We start from the raw sequence: 22,033 nt of genomic DNA on the forward strand, positions 1-22,033 counted from the left end.
GACATCCAATCAAACCAATGAGTACCCCTCAGCTTTAGCCTCGGCAGGGCGTGGGATTCAATCCTCGAAACAATCCGCGCGACCATCTGCGCGGATGGTAGCCGCCCCTTGCAGGATGGCCGCCGCCCGCCTGCGGGTGAAAACCGACGGGTCCGTCACCGAGCGCTTGCGGGGCGAGGGCAGGATCGCCGCAAGCCGCGCCGCCTGCGTCGGGGTCAGTTGCGCCGCGCTGACACCAAAGTTCCGCTGCGCCGCAGCCTCAACCCCAAACAGGCCCGTCCCGGTTTCCGCGACGTTTAGATAGACCTCAAGAATGCGCTGTTTGCTCCAGAAAATCTCGACCACTGGCGTGATCGTAGTTTCCATCGCCTTTCGCACCCAACTGCGCCCCTGCCACAGAAAGACATTCTTCACCACCTGCTGCGTGATGGTCGAGGCCCCTCGGGTCCCGCCCCCCTCCAAAGCGTCACGAATGGCTTCGACGTCAAAACCCCAATGCAGGCAGAAATTCGCATCCTCAGCCGCCACGACTGAACGCGCCATGATCGGAGCGATCTCATCCATCGTGACCCACTCGCGCTCAACCTTTCCAAGGCGACGCCACTCAGACCAGATCGTATGCGTGATCGGAGGGTTCACGACCGAGTACAGAACCACCAAAGCCACCAGAAACGCCGCAACGCCCAGCGCGGAATAGATCATCCATCGCCGGATACGGGACCAGAGCGACCGTGTCTTTTGCCCCTTGCCTGCCTTACTTTTTCTGCCGCTTTTCTTGCGGGCTGCTTTCTTTGCCATGGTTTTGCTATACGCCGCCGCGCCGGTCTTGGGAACGGCGGAATTCCGGATCGGCGGATTGGACCGCGCGACTGTGTCCGCCGCGAAATACAAAAAAGACCCGCGCTCCACCTCAGAAGCGCGGGTCCTTATTGTTTATGTCTGCGCCCGACCTATTCGGCCGGAACCGCAGCCACTTCGTTTGTCAGAGGATGGCTGAGCTTGTTCAGCATCTCTTTCGGGCAGACCTGCAGGAAGTTCGCCTTTTCCACATCCCAATGCTGAAGGATGTCCGAGGCCTTCCGGCTGAAGGTTTCCGCCGCGTGACGCTCGATCAGGGATTTCAACTGATCTTCCCAATGGTCGACGGTCACCGGGCAGGTCACCAGCGTTTCCATGTTCATCAACGCCTGCGCCTTGCCCTCCGGATCATACAGATAGGCCATGCCGCCGGTCATACCTGCACCAAAGTTGGCCCCAATATCACCCAGGATCACCGCGACACCACCGGTCATGTATTCACACCCGTTCGAGCCACAGCCCTCAATCACCACTTTGGCGCCCGAGTTTCGCACCGCGAACCGCTCACCCGCGCGACCAGCGGCAAACAGCTGCCCATCGGTTGCGCCGTACAGAACAGTGTTGCCGATGATCGTGTTGTCATCTGCCTTCAGCGGGCTGACCTGCGGTGGGCGGACAACGATCATGCCACCTGACAGACCTTTGCCGACATAGTCGTTGGCGTCACCCGACACTTCCAGCTTCAGACCCGGTGCCGCAAAGGCCCCCAGCGACTGACCTGCCGAACCCTGCAGTTTCACATGCAGGTGGTCGTCCTGGAACGTGTTTCTCATACCGAAGTTCTGAACGATATGGCTGGAGACGCGTGTACCCACGGTCCGGTGCGTGTTCTGGATCGCGTAAGACAGCTGCATCTTTTCACCGTCTTTCAGGAACCGCGCAGCGTCGCGAACGATCTCGGCGTCCAAAGTATTTGGCACTGCGTTGCGGTCCTTGTCACGGTTGTAGACGATGTCATGCGCGCCATCGACAGTGATCAGCAGCGGGTTCAGGTCCAGATCGTCCAGATGGGCCGAGCCACGGCTGACCTGATCCAGCAGATCGGCCCGACCGATGATCTCATCAATCGAACGCGCACCGAGGCTGGCCAGCAGCTCGCGTACTTCCTGCGCGTAGAAGGTGATCAGGTTGACGACCTTATCCGCGTTGCCGGTGAACTTGGCGCGCAGGCTTTCGTCCTGCGTACACACTCCGACCGGGCAGGTGTTCGACTGGCACTGACGCACCATGATACAGCCCATCGCGATAAGTGCTGCGGTGCCAATGCCATATTCCTCGGCACCCATCATCGCTGCCATGACGATGTCACGACCGGTCCGCAGGCCACCATCGGTCCGCAGGGTCACGCGGTCGCGCAGGTTGTTCATCGCCAGAACCTGATGCGCCTCGGTCAGACCCATCTCCCACGGAAGACCGGCATATTTGATCGAGGTCGCAGGCGATGCACCGGTGCCGCCATTGTGGCCCGAAATCAGGATGATATCCGCTTTCGCCTTGGCCACACCGGCAGCAATCGTGCCCACGCCCGAGGACGCCACCAGCTTCACCGTTACCTTGCAACGCGGGTTGATCTGCTTGAGATCGTAGATCAACTGCGCCAGATCCTCGATCGAGTAGATGTCGTGGTGCGGCGGCGGCGAGATCAGCGTCACACCTTTGGTCGAGTGCCGCAGACGCGCGATCAGGTCGGTAACCTTCATGCCGGGCAGCTGACCACCCTCACCCGGTTTGGCGCCCTGGGCGACCTTGATCTCAAGCTCTTCACACTGGTTCAGATACTCGGCAGTCACGCCGAACCGGCCCGAAGCCACCTGTTTGATCTTGGCCGACGGGTTGTCGCCATTGGGTTCCGGCACAAAGTGTGCCGGGTCTTCACCACCTTCACCCGAGTCGGATTTCGCACCAATCCGGTTCATCGCCACGTTCAGCGTCTTGTGCGCCTCGGGCGACAGCGCGCCCAGCGACATGCCCGGCGTTACAAAGCGTTTGCGGATCGAGGTGATCGATTCGACCTCTTCGATCGGCACTGGTTTGCCCAGCGGTTTGAAATCCATCAGATCGCGAAGGTGGATCGGCGGGTTCGACTGCATCTTGGCCGAATACTGCTTCCACAGCTCGTAGGAGGCCTTGTTACACGCCATCTGCATCATGTGCATCGAGGTCGCTTCCCACGCGTGGGTCTCGCCCGACTGCCGGGCTTTGTAGAACCCACCGATGGGCAGCACGTCCAAGCCGTTGTCCCATGCCTTGGCATGGATTTCTTCGACCTTGGCCTGAATACCCGTGACACCGATGCCTGAAATCCGGCTGGTCATACCGGGGAAGTATTCGGCAACCATAGCACGGCTAAGGCCAACAGCCTCAAAGTTCAGACCGCCGCGATAGGACGAGATCACCGAGATGCCCATCTTGGCCATGATCTTCAGCAGACCCTGATCGATGGCCTCTCGATAGCGCGCGACGTTCTCGGTCAGCGTGCCTTCCAGCAGACCACGGTCAATCCGGTCGGCCAGCGAATCCTCAGCCAGATATGCGTTCACCACGGTCGCGCCGCAGCCGATCAGAACCGCAAAGTAGTGCGGATCAACACATTCAGCCGAACGCACGTTCAGCGAGCAGAAGGTCCGAAGTCCTTGCCGCGTCAGATGCGAATGCACCGCGCTGGTCGCCAAGATCATCGGCATGGCCACACGGCCCTGCCCCGAGTTCATGTCGGACAGCACCAGATGCCCCGCGCCCGAGCGCACAGCCTCCTCTGCTTCGGCTCTAACACGGGCCAAAGCGGCGCTCAGCGCGCCACGACCAGGCTCAAAGCTACAGTCGATTTCCGCAAGAGGAGAGCCGAAGGTCTCAACCAGTTTGTCCCACTGCGCGTTGCCAACAAAGGGGCTGCCCAGCACCACGATTTCGGTTTGGCTGCTGTCCTCGTCCAGCACGTTTTTCAGGTTACCGAACCGCGTTTTCAGCGACATCACGCGGTATTCCCGCAAGCTGTCGATGGGTGGGTTTGTCACCTGGCTGAAGTTCTGGCGGAAGAAATGGCTCAGCGGGCGGTACTGCTTGGATAGTACAGCCGAGGGCGTGTCATCCCCCATCGAAGCCAGTGACTCCTTACCGTCCTCGGCCATCGGCGCGAGAATCTGCTCCAGCTCTTCGATCGAGTAGCCAGCCGCGATCTGACGCTTGCGCAGCTCTTCTCCACGGAACTTGGCGGTCTCAGTCACGCCGGCCAGGGCGTCATCCAGATCGTTGATCTTGTTGACCCACTCACCAAATGGCAGGGCGCGGGCCAGTTTGTCCTTGATCTGTTTGTCCCGGTAAAGCTTGCCGCGCTTCATGTCCACTGCCAGCATCTGACCCGGACCCAGAGCGCCTTTTTCAGTCACCGAGGCCTCATCAATCGGGACCATCCCGGCCTCGGACCCGGCGATGACCAGACCATCGCCCGTCACCACATAGCGCATCGGGCGTAGGCCGTTCCGGTCCAGACCGGCGCAGACCCAGCGACCATCGGTCATGGCCAAGGCGGCGGGGCCGTCCCATGGCTCCATCACTGAGTTGCAGTAGGAATACATGTCGCGCCACGCCTGCGGCAGCTCAACTGCCTGCTTAGACCAGCTTTCCGGCACCAGCATGGTTTTCGCCATAGGCGCAGAGCGGCCCGCGCGCACCAGAACCTCAAAAACCGAGTCTAATGCGGCCGAGTCGGACGATCCGCCTGCGATAATTGGTTTGATATCCTCGGCATAGTCGCCAAAGGTCGAGGACGCCATGCGGATCTCATGACTCTTCATCCAGTTGATGTTGCCCTTCAGCGTGTTGATCTCACCATTGTGCGCCAGCATGCGGAAGGGTTGGGCCAGCCACCATTGTGGGAAGGTGTTGGTCGAATAGCGCTGATGATAGATCGCAAAGGCCGACTCAAAGCGTTCGTCCATCAGGTCTGGGTAGAAAACCGCGACCTGTTCAGCCAGCATCATGCCCTTGTAGATAATCGAGCGGCAGGACAGCGAAGCCAGATAGAGACCAGAAATCCCAGCAGCCGCAGCCGCTTTTTCGATGCGACGACGGATAACATACAACTCACGCTCGAACGTCTCTTCGTTCACGCCTTTCGAGTTGGAGATCAGGATTTGCTCGATTTCAGGACGGGTCGCGTTGGCCTTGTCGCCCAGACAGGTGACATCAACCGGCACGTGACGCCAGCCATAGATATAGTAGCCCATCCGCAAAACTTCGGTTTCCACGATGGTCCGGCAGCTTTCCTGCGCGCCAAAATCGGTGCGAGGCAGAAAGACCTGACCAACCGCGATCAGCTCATCCAGGTTGGGTTCGTGACCGGTGCGACGAATCTGATCGTAGAAGAATGGAACAGGAATTTGAACGTGGATACCCGCGCCGTCACCTGTCTTGCCATCCGCATCGACAGCGCCCCGGTGCCAGATCGCCTTCAGGGCATCGATCCCCGCATCAACAACCTTACGCGAAGGCTTACCATCGACGGACACCACAAGGCCCACACCGCATGAGGAATGCTCTTCCTCTTCGGAATAAAGACCGTTTTCCGCCATCCACTTGCGCTTGGTTTCCTCGGCGCGCACCCAATCGGCATCAAATTTGGTCATTCGCTGTCTCCTGCTTCCAAGGGGGCACGGATTGCCGGATCCCTGGTTTTGGTCTTTGGCTGGCGTTCTGGATCGAACGCGTATCCCTTTGGGAAAATGTTGAACTTCGACGATGGCAGTTATTCAGCTGCGACCACCGCCTTGGCATTGAACCGCTCAATGATGGCATCAGCGCAATCTCGGCCATCCCGGATCGCCCAGACGACCAGAGAGGCTCCGCGCACGATGTCACCAATGGCATAGACGCCGTCCATCTCGGTTTCACCGGTCTGGAAGGCCGCTTTGATGGTGCCCCAGCGCGTGACCGGCAGATCGGGCTGACCGAACAACGTGGGCAAGTCTTCGGGCTCAAAACCCAGCGCCTTGATCACCAGATCGGCGTCCTCGACATAGTCGGCACCTTCGATCACCTCAGGGGCCTGACGACCCGACGCATCCGGTTGTCCAAGGCGCATCTTCTGCACCATCACGCCGGTAACTTTGTCATCGCCGACGAAACCCTTTGGCGCGCTAAGCCATTCGAATACCACGCCTTCTTCCTCGGCGTTCTGCGTTTCTCGCTGCGAGCCGGGCATGTTGGCACGGTCACGGCGGTACAAGCATTTGACCGAGGTCGCGCCTTGACGGATCGAGGTGCGCACACAGTCCATCGCCGTGTCGCCACCGCCGATAACGACAACTTTCTTGCCGTCGGCGTTCAGTCGGCCATTGTCGAAATTTTCGACCGCGTCACCAAAGCTTTTGCGATTCGAGGCGGTTAAGAAGTCGATCGCCTTCTCGATACCCGTCAATCCGCTGCCCGGCATGGACAGATCACGCGACTTGTAAACGCCGGTTGCGATGATCACGGCGTCATGCTTGGCGCGAATTTCGTCAAATTTGGCGGCGTCCACGTCGCAGTTCAGAACGAACTCCACCCCGCCTTCGGCCAACAGGTCATTGCGGCGCTGGACGATGTCTTTCTCGAGCTTGAAGCCAGGGATACCGTACATCAACAAGCCGCCCGCACGGTCATAGCGGTCATAAACTGTGACTTGGATACCGGCACGGCGCAGCATGTCGGCTGCCGCCAGGCCACCCGGGCCTCCGCCGATGATGCCCACACTTTCGCCGCGTTCAGCGGTCGGAACGACGGGCTTCACCCAGCCTTTGTCCCAAGCGGTGTCGGTGATGTATCTTTCAATTGTCCCGATGGTGACCGTGCCGTGGCCCGACTGTTCAATCACGCAGTTGCCCTCGCACAAGCGATCCTGAGGACAGATACGGCCACAGATCTCGGGGAATGTGTTGGTGGCCTGACTGGTCGCGTAGGCCTCTTCCAGGCGACCTGTCGCTGTCAGGCGCAACCAGTCGGGGATGTTGTTGTGCAACGGGCAATGCGATTGGCAATAGGGCACACCACATTGGCTGCAGCGACTGGCTTGCTCTGCGGCCTTGGCCGATGCGAATTCCGCGTAGATTTCGTCAAAGTCTTCTTTGCGGTCGTCGGCGGCACGCTTTTCAGGCATGACACGGTCAATCTGCACAAATTTCAACATCGGTTGCTTTGCCACGGGTCCGACTCCATGAATTGGCTAGGAAGCATCTCTTTATGAGATCGCCCTGGATATGAAAAGTCATATATACTGACCTAATTAAGAAAAATCTCGGCTGGCGCGTAAAATATTTGCTTTTTTCTTCTATTTTTATGTCCGATACGGACCTATCTATCATCTTTCCTTTTCGACACCACCAGAATACCCATGAACTCAAAGCAATTTGATGGCAGTGCGGCAGGGTAAATGAGTCTCTTTCACTTGATTCTCGTGGCGATCATTCAGGGGCTTACTGAATTTCTGCCTGTCTCCTCGTCCGGCCATCTGATCTTGCTTCCCAACCTGACCGGGATGCAGGATCAGGGCCAAACCATCGACGTGGCAGTTCATGTGGGCACGCTGGGTGCGGTTGTTTTTTACTTCTGGTCCGACGTCAAACAAGCAATCCGCGGGCTGCCTGCCGCGCTATCTGGGCGCACCGACACGGCGCAGGCACGGTTGGCGCTGGGGTTGATCGTGGCAACGATTCCGACAGTCCTCGCTGGGCTGGTCCTTTACCTGACCGGCCTGACCGAGGCGCTGCGATCCATCGCCGTCATCGGCTGGACCATGCTGCTGTTTGGGCTGCTGCTCTATTGGATGGACCAGAAAGGCCCCCAGACCAAGATCGCCGCCGATTGGAGTCTGCGTGACGCGGCCATCATGGGACTTTGGCAGGCAATCGCCCTGATTCCGGGGACATCCCGGTCGGGCATCACCATCACCGGGGCACGGAATCTGGGCTATACACGGGAAGAAGGCGCACGCCTCGCCATGCTTATGTCGATCCCGACCATCATCGCCTCAGGCGTGTTGCTATCCCTTGACGTAGCCCACCAGGCCGACGCGCAGCTGGCCAAAGACGGAGCGATCGCCGCCCTCTTTGCCTTTGTGTCGGCCCTGTTAGCACTCAGCCTGATGATGCGCCTGCTGCGCAGTGTCAGCTTCACGCCCTATGTCATCTATCGCGTCATTCTTGGCGCGATCCTGCTGGTGATCGCCTATAGCTGATCAGGTCCGCAAATTCTTGGCCGAGTTCTGAATGTCGTCATACTGACCTGAGGGGCGGAATTTCCACAGGTATTCGGGCAGAACAGCATCCAACGTAGTGGGCACAATCCTCAGATCCGCAAAGCCCTTGGCGCTGTCACCGACTACATTGTCTTGTCGAAGGTTCTTCAGCTGATCCTGCGTCAGGATCGGATTCGAGAACAGCTGGAAGCTGACGAATTTCAGAATATCCAACACACCGGCCATGATCTTGGCGGCAAAGAACGGCACACCCAGAATCACCCGGCGCCGATGAATCACCTCCAGCATTTGCTGCATCAAAGCCCGGAAGGTTTTCACCTCAGGACCGCCCAGCTCATAAATGCCCGAGGCCGCTTTCCCCAAGACACCCTGCTCGGCCGCCTGCGCCACATCATCCACATAGACCGGTTGAAACCGCGTCTCGGCCCCGACCAGAGGCAAAAACGGCCCGAACCGCGTCATCGCGGCGAACCGGTTGAAGAACTGATCCTCGGTACCAAAAATGATCGAAGGGCGCAGGATTACTGCATCGGGCATATGAGCCAGAACTCCGGCCTCACCCGCAGCTTTGGTGCGGGAATAAGCGCTGGCCGACTCGGCATCTGCACCAATGGCCGAGATATGAACCATCCGCTCCACGCCATTCTCGGACGCAAGACGCGCGATGCGTTCGGCCCCTTCGGCCTGCACTGCATCAAACCCGTTCTTGCCCAGTTCGTTCAGAACACCCACGCAATTCACAACCGCTTCTGCACCCTGCATGGCCAACTGCACCGAAGCGTCATCCCGGATGTTGCAAAAAACCGGTTCAACCTGACCCACAACGCCATAGGGTTTCACGAACATGGCCTCGTTCGGGCGTCGCACGGCGACTCGGACGCGCCACCCTTTGGCCGCCATACGGCGCGCGATGTAGCGCCCGACAAACCCTGACCCTCCGTAGATCGTGACCAGTTTCGACATTCGATGGCTCCTGCTGCGTGGCTTTGACGTAGAAGTAGCGCCCGAACCCCTTTGAAACAAGGCATCAAATCGCCGCGTGTCCTGCGAAGAAACCCACTGTGAAAAGGGGCCGAGCGGCGTGGTTCAAAAAACTTTCAAAAATCTGTCCGAATCTGGTTGACCCTCCCCGCCGCTGGGCTTAAACGCCCCCTCACGACACCTGCCCAGGTGGCGGAATTGGTAGACGCGCTAGCTTCAGGTGCTAGTGTCCGTATGGACGTGGAGGTTCGAGTCCTCTCCTGGGCACCAAATCCCCCTAAATTGTATCGATTACTCGCATTTGCGGCGTGGAAATAGCCCGTGTGTTTGGGGAATTCAGTCTCAGATCCAACCACACGCACAGCATTTCATGCCTTGAGCGTTGACGTCAGGGCCTCGCAAAGCAGTGCTCTGCGCAGGCCCCGGCCTATGTCTCAGATTTACTTGGCTTTCTTTTCTAGGTTTTGCCAGAACTTCAGCTTTTCGTCGAAGGTCTTTTCCATTTGCTTCGGCTTCGCTTTCGGGACGGCCTGTTGCACCACATGCGTTGCCTCGTGACCGATCAATTTCTTGGCCGCCGATGCAGTCTTGGCAGCTTTCGACACCTGAACCAGAAGGTCTTTGTTGGCCTTTTCGTCCATACATTTTTTCTTCTTCGCAGTCGAAATGGCCTTCTGCGCAGCTTTGCCTTGCTTCATCGCCACTGCAATTGCCTTTTTCAACGGTGCCAGTGTTTTCTTCGCGACCGGAGACGCCTTTTCCGCCTGATCAATAATTTTGGACTGCTGCACAATCGCCGCCGCGAGCTTGTCCGCTTCTTTCTCAAATTTATCCAGGCCTTTTTCATCAATTTTCATTTGGTTTCTCCTCAATCTAAGACGCTTGGTCGATTCATCGAGAGAATGCGGCAAATGCTGCCGGAGAGTCAGTGAAACCCGTCACACTGGCGTTAAATACCCCAGAACTGCGCCCTTTTGAGAGGCGCCACAGACTTACACTTTCATCTTTTGCAAAGCTGCTGCGGGCTGGAAAAGATCAGGCCGTTTGGGTCAGGCCTGCTTCTCTGCGGTCTCATCGACCGTATCGGCGTTCAGCTCGATCACCTCAGCAGGGACATCCTCTTCGGTCTCGGGTTCTTCTTCGGCAGAGGCTTTGTCTTCCAGCGCGCCCACAATCAAAGGCAACATATGCACACCTGTGGCTGTGGCGATCTCGGGCGTCTGAGGTGTCTGCCAGCTGAGCGTATCGAAGCTGCCGCAATTCTGGCAGACCGGGCCCCATTCGGGCTGAATGTCGTGACAGTTCTCGCACACCCATTGCGGCCCACGCGGCGCCGTCAAGGCCTTGGCCAGCCAACCCTGAACAACCGCGTCCGAGGCACCTTCGCCGCGCTCGATGGCCGCCATCAACGTGTATCCACGGGCATCAGCCTGTTTCTCCACCACATCCCCCAGCGCGCGACGCGCTTCGGGGAAGTCCTCGGCGACGATGTTCAATTCGGCCAGAATCAGGCGGGTTTCCATGTTCTCAGGGTGGATACGGGTCAGCGCGGTGAACCGCTTGATACGGTCCTGAGCCGACTCCTCCGGTGCAATCTCGGCAAAGGCATGGGCGAGATCGGGGTGGGGCTGAACCTCCCACGCTTTCTTGAGGATCTTGGTCGCCGCGCGCGGTTTGCCTTTTTCGATATAGGCCCGCGCAGCCATGGCGGCGGCGGGCACCAGATCGGGTGACAGGCGGTTGGCCTCGATGGCTTGTTCTTGTTGCTCGACGCTTGCTCCGTCGTCCAGAATGCCCTGGGCCTCGGACAGGGCCAGAACCGCGTCGCGCCGTTTGAACACGTCGCGCGGCAGGTACCCGGCCTTCAGCTTCGACGTCAGAGTCGACCGCGCTCCGGCCCAATCCTGTGCCTTGGTTTGCAGGTTGAGCAAGACATCTTGCGTTTCCTCATGGCGCGGCTTTAGCGCGAGGGCCTTCTCGGCCAGTTTGCGCGCGGTTTCGTCATCGCCCTCGGCCAGCTTCTGTTTCATGATACCGCGCACACCGACAAAGCGCGTTGCGCTATTGGTCACCAGCTTTTTGTAGGTCTCCGAAGCCTTTTTGGTGTCGCCCGTCATCTCGGCCGCTTGCGCGACCAACAAGTTGGTCAGTTCCGGCTTGTTCAGCAGTTTCTCGGCCTTAGAGGCCTTGGCCATCGCCATGCGACCCTCGCCCGATGCTAACGCCATGAGACCGTCGGACAGTGCCTCATATCCGCGCCGTTCGCGGCTGCGGTCGAAATGGCGTGACAAGGCGGTTTCATCGCCATTGAGGAATTTCAGCGTCGCGATCAGCAGGCCCAGCAGTTTGAAGAACAACCAGACGCCAAAAACCAGCACGCCCAGCGCGATCACCGATTGCAGCGGCCCCAGCGTGTATTCCACTCCGGCGACCGTGATCTGAACCCCGCCGCTGGTTTGCATGAGGAAGTGACCACCCAAAGCCAGAAGGCCGATAATCGCAACAAAAACAAGGATCTTAAACAATGACCACAGCATGGCAGGTCCTTCAGTTCGAGTTCAGGTCGGAAGCAAGCATATCGGCAGCTTCAACCGCCGCGACCCGGGTCTGGGCTGCTTGTTCCCAATCGGCCATTGCGGTTTGTGCCGCCTCTGGCAGGGATTTCAATTCAGTCAGTGCGGAGGCGACGTCACCATCAGCCAAAGCCGCCTGAGCACGCGACAGCACGGCATCCGGGCCATCCCCATCCTGAGGGGTCACCGATCGCGCGCCGGTCTGGCGTTGCAAAAAGGCGATCACGCCCGTGCCTTTATCCGCATCACGCGCATCCGCCAAAGCGGTACGCGCCGCCGCCGGGAATGAGGCCCTCAAGGACGACAGCGTCTCAACCCCTTTGTCCGCAGGCGCTGAAAGCGCATCCGGCACCGTCACACCCCCCGCTTGCAATTCACTCACAAGGTCCGAATAAGGCTGACCGGCATCCAACTGTCCATGCAGGCGGGACAGGATAGCGAGGTTGGTCGCGGCGTGCGCTTCGGCCGTTGCTTTAGCCTCGAGCGCCTGCGCATCGGCGACCATTTTTTCGACCTCACCTCGTTGCGCCGCCAGTGAGTCCTGCAGCTTTTTCAGTTCAGCTTCAAAAGCAGCGGTCGCTTCGGTCGAGGTGTTTGCAGCGATGGGCGCCTTCTCAAGCTCGGTCAGCCGGTCGGCCAGGGGCGCGATCTGACCCGTCAGAGATTCGACGCTGGATTTCACGGCGGTCAGATCTGCATCAACCGGGTCCAGCTTTTGCGACAGCGCCTGAACCTGTTCCGTCAGGCCCGACACGTCCGGCGCATCCGAGAGCTTCTTGGTCAGCGCTTCGATCTGGTCTGATTGTTCCGAGAGCTTCGATTCAAGCGCCGCAATCACGTCCGAGTTATCCGACCCACCAGACGAGATCAGCCCCGTTTGGGCCGCCGCAAAACCAAGGCCCGCGGCAATCACACCACCTATCAGGGCCGGAACAAATCCACCGCGTTGTTCCTGGGTCGGTTCAGCGGGTTTCTCAACGGCCTGCATAGGTTCCGACGGCTCAACGGACGCTTCGGCTTCGGCTTCGGCTTCGGCTTCGGCTTCGGCTTCGGCTTCGGCTTCGGCTTCGGCTTCGGCTTCGGCTTCGGCTTCGGCTTCGGCTTCGGAAATCAGGTCCTCATTCGGCGCATCTTCGTCAACAGGCGACCCTTCAGTTTCACCGCTTACATCTTCGACCACATCGTCTGATTTCGGGGTTTCCACCGGTTCCTGATCGGATTTCTTTTTGCCCGCCACCGTCAAATTCCCCTTATCGATTCTAAAATCACCAGAACTACAGACTGTTCCAAGTTAATCTGCACCCGGCTCTCTCTCAACCCGCAACGCGTGTTTCACAAGCTTTTTAACGGCCTTACGCATCTTCTTGGGCGTCGGTTCCTTGGCGATCCTCAGACGTTCATACCCCAAGGATTTAAGGGGTTCCGCCGTTGCCTCGCTGATTGCGGCCAGCCATAGCGGGGCAGTGCCCGCCCAAATGTCGGCGAATTGTCGCGCGGTGCGGGGTGAGAAAATAGGCGCGATCACTGGCCTGTCGCCCTCGGATGCGGCCTTTGCCTCGGGGCTGAGCGGCAGCAGAATTTGCTGGTACACTGCCTGTTCGCGCGTGGTTACGCCCATCTCGGTCAGACGCTCGGCGATGTTGCCCCGGCTGTGTTCGCCGCGCAGATGCAACAGCGGGCTTGTTGGTCTGATCTGCAAAAGACCGGCCACAAGCTCTTCCGCCGTACCACCGACCATACGCGCATCCCAGCCCGCGCCTTCGGCGGTCGCAGTCGTGGTCGGACCCACGCAATAGGCAGGCAAATCCCGGCGCACACCCGCCGAGGCTGCCACATTCACCGCATTGGAGGACGTGAATATCAGCCCCTGCGTCTCAGCCGTACAGATCGGAACCGCCAGCGGTTTGATTTCCAGAATGGGGGAATGGATGACCTCAACACGCGATCTGACGCGGGTCGGAAGCTGCGCAACAAACCTCTCCGAGGCGGCGCGAGGGCGGGTCATCAACAAATACAACTATCGGCGCCTTCGGCCTTGGGATTGTTTGCGTCCGCGCAGGGTGGTACCCCGCTTGGCAATCATGATGCAACGGATCACGCCAATGGTGCAAACACTTACCGTCCTTGGATTGGAAAGCAGCTGTGACGACACAGCCGCCGCCGTCGTGCGCCAAACCGACGGCGAAGAGGCCGAAGTGCTGTCGTCGATTGTCCATGGCCAAACTGAGCTGCACAGCGCTTATGGGGGCGTCGTCCCCGAAATCGCCGCGCGCGCCCATGCCGAGAAACTGGATAGCTGTGTCGTTCAGGCGCTAGAGGATGCGGGTCTAACACTGGCCGATATGGACGCCATCGCCGTGACCGCCGGGCCCGGCCTGATCGGAGGGGTCATGTCCGGCGTCATGTGCGCCAAGGGGATCAGTGCGGCGACCGGCCTGCCTCTGATTGGGGTAAACCATCTGGCAGGCCACGCCCTGACCCCGCGCCTGACGGATGGAGTAGCCTTTCCGTACCTGATGCTGCTGGTCTCGGGCGGGCACTGCCAACACCTGATCGCCCACGGATCCGAGCAATTCACCCGTCTGGGCGGCACCATAGACGATGCCCCCGGCGAAGCCTTTGACAAAACCGCCCGTCTTCTGGGCCTGCCGCAACCCGGTGGACCCTCGGTCGAGGCCGAGGCGCGCCAGGGCGATCCCGAGCGGTTCCGCTTTCCCCGGCCCTTACTGGACCGGCCCGGATGTGACCTGTCTTTCTCAGGGCTGAAAACCGCGCTGATGCGGATGCGAGATCAGATCGTTGCTGAAAAAGGTGGCGTGACCCGTCAGGATCGCGCCGATCTATGCGCCGGGTTTCAGCAGGCAGTCGTGGACACTTTGGCCGAGAAAACAAGGCGCGCCATGGATCTGTATCTGGCCGAGACCCCATCGGACCCGGTCATTGCCGTCGCGGGTGGTGTGGCTGCAAATTCGGCCATTCGTTCTGCATTAGAGTCTGTTTGTGCCGAAAAAGGCGCACGTTTCACCGCCCCGCCGCTTGCACTTTGCACCGATAATGCGGCCATGATCGCCTATGCGGGGATGGAACGGTTTCGCACAGGTGCGCGCGACGGCTTGGATCTTGCAGCGCGACCCCGTTGGCCTTTGGACCAGACCAGCCCCGCCATGCTCGGCAGCGGCAAAAAAGGCGCAAAGGCATGAGCGTTTCGGTTCTGGGATCAGGGGCGTTCGGCACGGCTCTGGCGATCTCACTGGCCGGTAGCGGGCCAGTCACCCTGTGGTCGCGCAGCGCCGAGCAGGCGAAAGCCATGCAGGATAGTCGGATCAACAAGAACCGATTGCCCGATGTCGCCTTGCCCGATGCCATCACCGTCACCTCTGATATCAAAGAAGCGGCGGCAAACGATGTCCTTCTGGTGTCTGTGCCGATGCAACAGTTGCGCCATGCACTGCAGGAACACGCGGCGGTGCTGGCCGGGAAAACCCTGGTTGCGTGCTGCAAGGGGATTGAACTGTCCTCGGGCCTCGGTCCGATTTCCGTGATCCGCGAAACCATTCCGGATGCACGACCAGCGCTCCTGACTGGCCCCAGCTTTGCGGATGACATCGCGCGTGGCCTGCCGACAGCGCTGACCCTGGCCTGTGCAGATGCCGATCTGCTCGGAACACTGCAAGCCGAACTAACCACTGCCAATCTACGCCTCTACCGCACCACCGATGTGATCGGAGCGGAACTCGGCGGCGCATTGAAAAACGTTATAGCCATCGGATGTGGCGCTGCCATCGGGGCCGGTCTAGGCGACAGCGCACGCGCTGCACTGATGACCCGCGGATTTGCGGAAATGCAGCGCTTTGCCCTGATGCGCGGCGCGCAGCCAGAGACGCTGATGGGGCTCTCTGGACTGGGTGATCTGGTGTTGACCTGCTCGTCCGAACTGTCCCGAAACTATCGTTTTGGCCAGTGTTTGGGTCGAATCGAACCTTTTGACACCACAACAACTGTCGAAGGCGTCGCCACCGCCCGCGCCATGGCCGACATCGCCAAGGACGAAGGTCTGGACATGCCCATCAGCGTCACAGTGGCCGACCTGAGCCAAGGCGCTTACAGTGTGGCGCAAGCTATCGAAACCCTGCTCAACCGACCCCTCAAGGAGGAATAACATGCTCATCGCCCTCATCGCCCGTGACAAACCCGGCGCGCTGCAAACTCGGCTGGACAACCGCGCGGCCCATTTGGCCTATATCGAAGAAACCGGCGTTGTATCGCAGGCCGGCCCGCTATTGGACGGAGACGCGATGATCGGCTCACTGGTTATTCTCGAAGTCGAAGATCTGGCCGCTGCACAAAGCTGGGCCGACAATGACCCCTATGCCAAGGCCGGTCTTTTCCAATCCGTTGAACTGATCCCGTGGAAAAAGGTGATCGGCTGATGGCATACTGGCTGTTCAAATCCGAGCCATCGACCTGGAGCTGGGATCAGCAGGTTGCCAAAGGCGATGCCGGAGAAGAATGGGACGGCGTGCGCAACTATCAGGCGCGCAATTTCATGCGGCAAATGGCAATCGGTGATCGCGGGTTCTTTTACCACTCGCAAAAGGACAAGGCGATCGTTGGTATCGTCGAAGTCTGCGCCGAGGCCCATCCCGACAGCACCACCGATGACGAACGCTGGGAATGCGTGGACATCAAAGCGGTAAGGCCGTTTGAAATTCACGTCACGCTGGACCAGATCAAAGCGGATGAACGTCTGGGTGAGATGGTGCTGGTCAAAAACTCTCGTCTATCGGTGCAGCCGGTCACTGAAGCCGAATGGCAGGTGATCTGCGCCCTGGGCTCGACTGAGGCCGACTAAAACAGAGGGAAGGCCCTGCACGGTGCAGAACCTTCCCTACCCCACGTGCTCCCTACTCACCACACGCGTATTGGAATCTGTTGGTTCTGACCGTCCTGGCCACATAAGGACCATAACCTGTTTTCTCAGGCAGCTTCAAACACCAAGTCCTTAAAATATAAATCAAAACAAAAACGCCCGCCGATGGGGAGGCGGGCGTTTGGGTGGAAAACGTAACGTTTAGCCGTAAACCGATTCTTTGCCGAAATGCTTGGTCAGCATGTAGTAGACCACCGCGCGGTACTTGTTGCGCTCGGACATGCCATAGGTTTCCAGAACCGAGTTGATGGCCTCCATCAGCTCGGGCCCGTCGGCCAGACCCAGCTTTTTGATGAGGAAATTATTTTTGACGGTCTCCAGCTCAACGTCCTGGCTGGCTGCCACGGTCGACGCGTCGGCGTCATAGATCGCCGGACCGCACCCGATGGTGACCTTGGTCAGCAGGTCCATATCGGCATCCATGCCGCATTTGTTTTTCAGATCATCGGCGTATTTGGCGATCAGATCGTCGCGTTTTCCCATAAAACAGTCTCCCTATCAGCAGTCCTGGCTGCGGTTACTCAAATCCTAAAAACAGGTGTCGGAAGCCTAGCCATTCCTCCTATTCCCACAAAGGGAAAAATTCCGTGCTTTCCCCCTAAGCGGAGGAGCGCCTTTGCCGCGCGCCTTGAAAGGCTCGATCTGCAAGGTCCGAAAACGCGCGAACCTTGCGCCCCGGCGTGCTGCTGCCCGCGTGAACAAAGGCAATTGGTGCAGATGGGGATTTCAACGCACCTGGCAAAACCTCGACCAGCGTACCCTGCTGCAGCTCTCGCTGAACGGCCAGACGGGATTTGACCGCCAGCCCCAGCCCCTGCACTGCGGCTTCGGTCAACATGTCCGAGTTGGAAACGGCAATACGTCGCGTGACGGACAGTTGCCCCTCATGAGTGTCGAAACGCGTCTGCCAAGGCAAACACGCCCAGCGCATCTTGCGCAGGTCTTCGACGGATTTGGGCATCTCGTATCGTGCAATGAAACCCGGCGCGGCGCAGATGATCCGGTCGTTGTCGCAAAGCTTGCGCGCTTTCAGCGTGCTGTCCGGCAATTGCCCGACACGAATGGCGCAATCAACGCCCTCATCGACCAGAGAGACATAGCGATCGACCGCCAGAAACTCGATCGTCAAGTCCGGATGGTCCTCTTGGAAACTGTCCATCAACGGCATGATGAACCGGGACAGGATCCACGGTGACAGGGTTACACGCAGATGGCCGCGCAGCGCCCCCTTGCCGCTTCCGGCCTCCAACTCGGCCTCACGCAAATCTGACAGCACAGGCTCGATCCGATCCAGAAAGATCAGGCCTTCATTGGTCAGCTGAACCCGGCGGCTGTTGCGGTGAAAGAGCTTGAGGTTCAGCACCTCTTCTAACTTCCCGATCCGATGGCTGACCGTCGCTGCCGAAATGCCCAGCGCCTTTGCAGCCGATCCGACCCCTCCAGTTTTGGCGACAGAGATAAAGGTCAGAAGATCGTTCACATGGTACATTCGAAAATTCCTAACACTGGTTTCGAAATTGAGCCAGTTATCCGCGAAAATTTCAAATGGTATCTGATCGGGCACATCAGAGGAGGACCCGATGAAATCGCTCTATGCAGCTACATGCGCCTTGGCGCTGGCTTTGCCCGCCGCGGCAACCGAATTGGAAACGTATCTTGAGTTCGAGAAGGCCGTGCCTCCGGGCAATCTGGCGATTGGACCCGATGGGCGCATGTTCATGTCGGTGCATGAATTCTACGGGCCCGAGTTGCGCGTGGTCGAAGTGATGCCCGACGGATCAACCAAGCCCTACCCGACCGAGGACTGGGCCCGCGCCCCGCAAGACGATGCGGATGGATTGAACGGCGTTCTGGGCCTGCGGGCAGATCGCGATGGTATCCTGTGGATGCTGGACGGTCAGGGTGAAAACCAGACCGGGCGCATCGTAGGTTGGGACACCAAGATCGAGAAGCTACACGCGATCCACTATATCGGCGCCCCGGTCGCGCGGCCGACCTCGTTCCTGAACGACCTTGCCGTGGACCGTGATCATGGTGCGATTTACATCTCGGATACGGGTGACGGTCAGAACTCGGCCATCATCGTGGTTGATCTTGAGACGGGCCGCGCGCGGCGCGTTCTGGAGGGTTCGCAATACACGATCCCCGAGGATACCCCGATGGTGATCGACGGGCGTGAGATTACGCTGGGCGGCAATCCGGCCAAAATCGGCATCAACCCGATCACCGTCGATCCCACCAATACGTGGGTCTATTTCGCGCCGATGACAGCCAGCGCGATGTACCGCATCCCCACTGCGGCACTGCTGGATGAAAGCCTTTCGGATGCTGATCTTGAGGCGCAGGTAGAACGTTATGGCGACAAACCGATCTCGGACGGCTCGACCGTGGATACAGGCGGCAATGTCTATATCACCGCGATGACGGACAATGCACTGGGGGTGACCAAGCCTGATGGCAGCTATGAGGTTCTGTTCCAGTCGGATGATGAGTTGCCGTGGCCAGACGGGTTCTCGATCGGTGCGGATGGCTATGTCTATGCCACGATTAACGAGTTGCACCGCTCACCCGTTCTGAACAATGGCGAGGATGCCTCGAAGGGGATCTACAAGATTGTCCGGTTCAAATCGCTGGCGGATGCGGTCAGCGGACGCTGATCCTGGTCCGGCCCTGTTCTGCGGGGCCGGTAAACCTACCGGCAATGGCCCCAGCCAGGGCCTTGCAGGTGAAAATGATCCGCGTGCAAACGGTTGAAATTGGGGCCTAAAACCACGCGGAACCAGTTACAGGCGCCCTGCCCGATCTGCTGTAGAAAAGCACTCTCGGGTCCCGGCGTGGACCAATCCTGAAGCAGGCTGAGCGCCCGCCCATCCGCCAGTTCCACCCCGATGATATCAATCGAATCCGCCGTGGCGTGGCTGCTCCAACCGCTGTTTTCACCCTGCGCGGTCCGCATGCGGCGGCAATTATAGCTGCCGAGATGGCGCAAGCTGCGCACTTGAGTACCCAACAAGTCCTGCGCGGCGGGTTGGACGACGTGATGCTCCCACATCGCCAAACGCAGGGCCGTCGTACAGCGGGTTTCGACCCCGCCCACCCGCGCACTGACCAAGCGGGACAGCTCACCCCGACCGGCGATGCCGCAGTTCTGGTCGACGACCAGATCCTCCATCTCCGAGAACGCGACACCGGCATCGGACAGCGTGGCCCGGCACTGCGCCTCATCCGCCAATGCCCGGTTCAACTGATATTTGGTAACGGGCGTGACCGGCGCGGTCAGGGTCAGGTCCCGCAGAGGGTTCCAGTGGTCGGGCAGCGGTGACTTGGGATGCGACAGCAGTACATACCCGGCCGACCCAACAAGAAATAGAAATACGATGATCGAAAAGAAAGACGCCGCCAGATACAAGATCCGGCGGCGTCCTGAACGTTTGGTCATACCCGATCCGCGATCAGTAGCGGTAATGCTCGGGCTTGTAGGGGCCTTCCGGCGCAACGCCGATATAGGCCGCTTGTTCGTTGTCCATCTTGGTCAGTTTCACGCCGATACGATCCAGATGCAGGCGGGCCACTTTCTCATCCAGATGCTTGGGCAGGATGTAGACCTTGTTTTCGTACTGGTCACCCTTAGTGAACAGCTCGATTTGCGCCAGAACCTGGTTGGTGAAGGAGGCCGACATCACGAAGGACGGGTGACCGGTGGCGTTGCCGAGGTTCAGCAGACGGCCTTCGGACAGCAGAATGATACGGTTGCCCGAGGGCATCTCGATCATGTCCACCTGTTCCTTGATGTTGGTCCATTTGTGGTTCTTCAGGCTGGCCACCTGAATTTCGTTGTCGAAGTGACCGATGTTGCCGACGATGGCCATGTCCTTCATCGCACGCATATGCTCGATGCGGATCACGTCCTTGTTGCCGGTGGTGGTGATGAACACATCCGCCGTTGCAACTTCGTCTTCCAGCAGAGTGACTTCGTAGCCGTCCATCGCAGCCTGCAGCGCGCAGATCGGGTCGACCTCGGTCACTTTAACACGCGCGCCAGCGCCGGACAGCGAAGCGGCCGAGCCTTTGCCCACATCGCCATAGCCGCACACAACTGCAACCTTACCAGCCATCATGGTGTCGGTGGCGCGGCGGATACCGTCGACCAGCGATTCCTTGCAGCCGTATTTGTTGTCGAATTTCGACTTGGTGACCGAGTCGTTCACGTTGATCGCCGGGAACGGCAGGTGACCGTCTTTCACCAGTTGATACAGACGGTTCACACCGGTGGTGGTTTCCTCGGACACGCCCTGAATCTGGTCGCGCATCTTGGTGAACCAGCCCGGGCTAGCCGCCATACGCTTGGCGATCTGCTTCTTGATCACCTCTTCCTCTTCCGAGCCGGGCACAGGGATGATGTCCTCACCTGCTTCGGCACGGGCGCCCAACAGGATGTAGAGCGTCGCGTCGCCGCCATCGTCCAGGATCATGTTCGGGCCGTCTTCGAACAAGAAGGATTTGTCCAGATAATCCCAATGCTCTTCCAGCGTCTGGCCCTTGATGGCAAAGACAGGGACACCCGCCTCGGCAATCGCCGCTGCCGCGTGGTCCTGGGTCGAGAAGATGTTGCACGACGCCCAGCGCACATCCGCGCCCAGAGCAACCAGCGTCTCGATCAGAACGGCAGTCTGGATGGTCATGTGCAGCGACCCAACGATCCGCGCACCGCTTAGAGGCTTGCTTTCACCATATTCCGAACGCAGCGCCATCAGGCCCGGCATTTCAGTTTCGGCGATATCCAGTTCCTTGCGGCCGAACCCGGCCAGCGAAATGTCTTTGACGATATAGTCCCCGGCCATAAGGCGCTCCATTTTTGCGGTCAATCACAGTTCCGGCTGCCCCTAGCATCCCTTGGGGCAGGTGGCAATGTGGATGACCGAAAACGGGATTCTACGCCGCAAAAATCAACTGGGCGTGCCGTCAACCTTGACCTTCGGAATCGCTTCAAAAAAATCGGTGCCAACGGCGACAATACAACTTAAGCCGTTCGCATGGGTCACCAAAACGGTGTAGCTACCCGTTTCGCGTGAGGTCCAGACCTCCATGACCGACTGCGCGCCGCGTGTTTTCTGCAAACCCCCGAAAACCAGCTCTTCCGAGTAGCTTTTCTGCAGCTTGTCAACTACATGCTCGCGCTCTGCACAATTCTGGGCAAAGGCGGGCGGGGCCGTGGCGGCCATGCCAAAGGTCAGGGCGACTGCGAATATACGTTTGAACATAGCAAACTCCTTTCGTTTCACTTTGTGAGAGGAGCGCACCGGGAGAAGCCAGTGCCCCCCTCGGTTTAAATGTCGGGATCAGTTGGTGTGGTTTCAAAGCACGAATGCTCAAGAAAACGTTGGCAGCTGGTGATCCTGACAGGTACATCATAGCAGAAACAATTTGGTTTTATTGTGTCCCACTTCACAAGGCATGGCA

The 22,033-nt window shown here is 59.0% G+C and carries 19 protein-coding genes and 1 tRNA gene; 7 read left to right on the forward strand and 13 right to left on the reverse strand.

Annotated features, from left to right (window positions below):
• Positions 1-57: 57 nt before the first annotated feature.
• The 3 genes from mtgA to ACRZ95_RS18025 form a co-directional block, all read right to left on the reverse strand.
• The gene (gene mtgA / locus ACRZ95_RS18015; protein ID WP_170680511.1) at positions 58-798 is read right to left on the reverse strand and encodes a monofunctional biosynthetic peptidoglycan transglycosylase; all 741 of its coding nucleotides are present in this window, start codon (positions 796-798) and stop codon (positions 58-60) included.
• Between the two features lie 152 nt (positions 799-950).
• Positions 951-5,483, reverse strand: coding sequence for a glutamate synthase large subunit (gltB, locus tag ACRZ95_RS18020; protein ID WP_170680514.1), 4,533 nt, complete (start codon positions 5,481-5,483; stop codon positions 951-953).
• A 119-nt stretch (positions 5,484-5,602) separates the two neighbouring features.
• Positions 5,603-7,036, reverse strand: a complete 1,434-nt coding sequence (locus ACRZ95_RS18025; protein ID WP_170680516.1) for an NAD(P)-dependent oxidoreductase — start codon at positions 7,034-7,036, stop codon at positions 5,603-5,605.
• A 228-nt stretch (positions 7,037-7,264) separates the two neighbouring features.
• On the opposite strand from ACRZ95_RS18025, the gene ACRZ95_RS18030 reads away from it, so the two are divergent.
• Positions 7,265-8,068, forward strand: a complete 804-nt coding sequence (locus tag ACRZ95_RS18030; RefSeq protein ID WP_170680519.1) for an undecaprenyl-diphosphate phosphatase — start codon at positions 7,265-7,267, stop codon at positions 8,066-8,068.
• Here ACRZ95_RS18030 and ACRZ95_RS18035 read toward each other — a convergent pair whose 3' ends face one another.
• On the reverse strand, positions 8,069-9,052 hold the full coding sequence (locus ACRZ95_RS18035) for a complex I NDUFA9 subunit family protein (protein ID WP_170680522.1): 984 nt from the start codon (positions 9,050-9,052) through the stop codon (positions 8,069-8,071).
• A 201-nt stretch (positions 9,053-9,253) separates the two neighbouring features.
• Between ACRZ95_RS18035 and ACRZ95_RS18040 the strand changes: the two genes are divergently transcribed.
• Positions 9,254-9,340, forward strand: a tRNA-Leu gene (locus ACRZ95_RS18040).
• Positions 9,341-9,510: 170 nt separating this feature from the next.
• Here ACRZ95_RS18040 and ACRZ95_RS18045 read toward each other — a convergent pair.
• From ACRZ95_RS18045 to ACRZ95_RS18060, 4 genes are all read right to left on the reverse strand, one after another.
• Positions 9,511-9,927, reverse strand: a complete 417-nt coding sequence (locus tag ACRZ95_RS18045) for a hypothetical protein (protein WP_170470608.1) — start codon at positions 9,925-9,927, stop codon at positions 9,511-9,513.
• Positions 9,928-10,119: 192 nt separating this feature from the next.
• The gene (locus ACRZ95_RS18050) at positions 10,120-11,607 is read right to left on the reverse strand and encodes a heme biosynthesis HemY N-terminal domain-containing protein (protein WP_170680524.1); all 1,488 of its coding nucleotides are present in this window, start codon (positions 11,605-11,607) and stop codon (positions 10,120-10,122) included.
• A 10-nt stretch (positions 11,608-11,617) separates the two neighbouring features.
• A complete protein-coding gene (locus ACRZ95_RS18055; protein WP_480555336.1) occupies positions 11,618-12,880 on the reverse strand; it encodes a COG4223 family protein in 1,263 nt (420 codons plus the stop codon).
• Positions 12,881-12,934: 54 nt separating this feature from the next.
• On the reverse strand, positions 12,935-13,648 hold the full coding sequence (locus tag ACRZ95_RS18060) for a uroporphyrinogen-III synthase (RefSeq protein ID WP_170680530.1): 714 nt from the start codon (positions 13,646-13,648) through the stop codon (positions 12,935-12,937).
• A 97-nt stretch (positions 13,649-13,745) separates the two neighbouring features.
• Between ACRZ95_RS18060 and tsaD the strand changes: the two genes are divergently transcribed.
• Genes tsaD through ACRZ95_RS18080 form a run of 4 tightly spaced genes read left to right on the forward strand, consistent with a single transcriptional unit; the run spans position 13,746 to position 16,495 of the window.
• Positions 13,746-14,843: a tRNA (adenosine(37)-N6)-threonylcarbamoyltransferase complex transferase subunit TsaD gene (tsaD, locus tag ACRZ95_RS18065; RefSeq protein ID WP_170680533.1), complete on the forward strand. Its 1,098-nt coding sequence runs from the start codon at positions 13,746-13,748 to the stop codon at positions 14,841-14,843.
• The gene (locus ACRZ95_RS18070; RefSeq protein ID WP_170680535.1) at positions 14,840-15,802 is read left to right on the forward strand and encodes an NAD(P)H-dependent glycerol-3-phosphate dehydrogenase; all 963 of its coding nucleotides are present in this window, start codon (positions 14,840-14,842) and stop codon (positions 15,800-15,802) included. The genes tsaD and ACRZ95_RS18070 overlap by 4 nt, the downstream gene beginning before the upstream one ends.
• Before the next feature lies 1 nt (position 15,803).
• Complete coding sequence (locus tag ACRZ95_RS18075) at positions 15,804-16,073, forward strand: YciI family protein (RefSeq protein ID WP_170680538.1); 270 nt, start codon at positions 15,804-15,806, stop codon at positions 16,071-16,073.
• Positions 16,073-16,495, forward strand: coding sequence for an EVE domain-containing protein (locus ACRZ95_RS18080; RefSeq protein WP_170680541.1), 423 nt, complete (start codon positions 16,073-16,075; stop codon positions 16,493-16,495). The genes ACRZ95_RS18075 and ACRZ95_RS18080 overlap by 1 nt, the downstream gene beginning before the upstream one ends.
• A 219-nt stretch (positions 16,496-16,714) precedes the next feature.
• Here ACRZ95_RS18080 and ACRZ95_RS18085 read toward each other — a convergent pair whose 3' ends face one another.
• Both ACRZ95_RS18085 and ACRZ95_RS18090 read right to left on the reverse strand, forming a co-directional pair.
• Complete coding sequence (locus ACRZ95_RS18085; protein ID WP_170680543.1) at positions 16,715-17,056, reverse strand: DUF2853 family protein; 342 nt, start codon at positions 17,054-17,056, stop codon at positions 16,715-16,717.
• Between the two features lie 115 nt (positions 17,057-17,171).
• Positions 17,172-18,062 carry a LysR family transcriptional regulator gene (locus ACRZ95_RS18090; RefSeq protein WP_170680546.1) on the reverse strand — a complete coding sequence of 297 codons (891 nt, stop codon included), beginning with the start codon at positions 18,060-18,062 and terminating at the stop codon, positions 17,172-17,174.
• A 91-nt stretch (positions 18,063-18,153) separates the two neighbouring features.
• Between ACRZ95_RS18090 and ACRZ95_RS18095 the strand changes: the two genes are divergently transcribed.
• A complete protein-coding gene (locus tag ACRZ95_RS18095) occupies positions 18,154-19,230 on the forward strand; it encodes an L-dopachrome tautomerase-related protein (RefSeq protein ID WP_170680548.1) in 1,077 nt (358 codons plus the stop codon).
• Positions 19,231-19,265: 35 nt separating this feature from the next.
• Here the strand turns inward: ACRZ95_RS18095 and ACRZ95_RS18100 are convergent, their stop codons facing one another.
• The 3 genes from ACRZ95_RS18100 to ACRZ95_RS18110 all read right to left on the reverse strand — a co-directional run bounded on the left by ACRZ95_RS18100 (position 19,266) and on the right by ACRZ95_RS18110 (position 21,834).
• Positions 19,266-20,012 carry an extensin family protein gene (locus ACRZ95_RS18100; protein ID WP_170680552.1) on the reverse strand — a complete coding sequence of 249 codons (747 nt, stop codon included), beginning with the start codon at positions 20,010-20,012 and terminating at the stop codon, positions 19,266-19,268.
• Between the two features lie 13 nt (positions 20,013-20,025).
• Entirely contained in the window at positions 20,026-21,414 is a 1,389-nt protein-coding gene (gene ahcY / locus ACRZ95_RS18105) for an adenosylhomocysteinase (RefSeq protein WP_170680836.1), read from the reverse strand.
• Between the two features lie 105 nt (positions 21,415-21,519).
• Positions 21,520-21,834, reverse strand: a complete 315-nt coding sequence (locus ACRZ95_RS18110) for a hypothetical protein (RefSeq protein ID WP_170380174.1) — start codon at positions 21,832-21,834, stop codon at positions 21,520-21,522.
• Positions 21,835-22,033: the final 199 nt, after the last annotated feature.

This window comes from Ruegeria sp. AI3 (assembly GCF_056541245.1).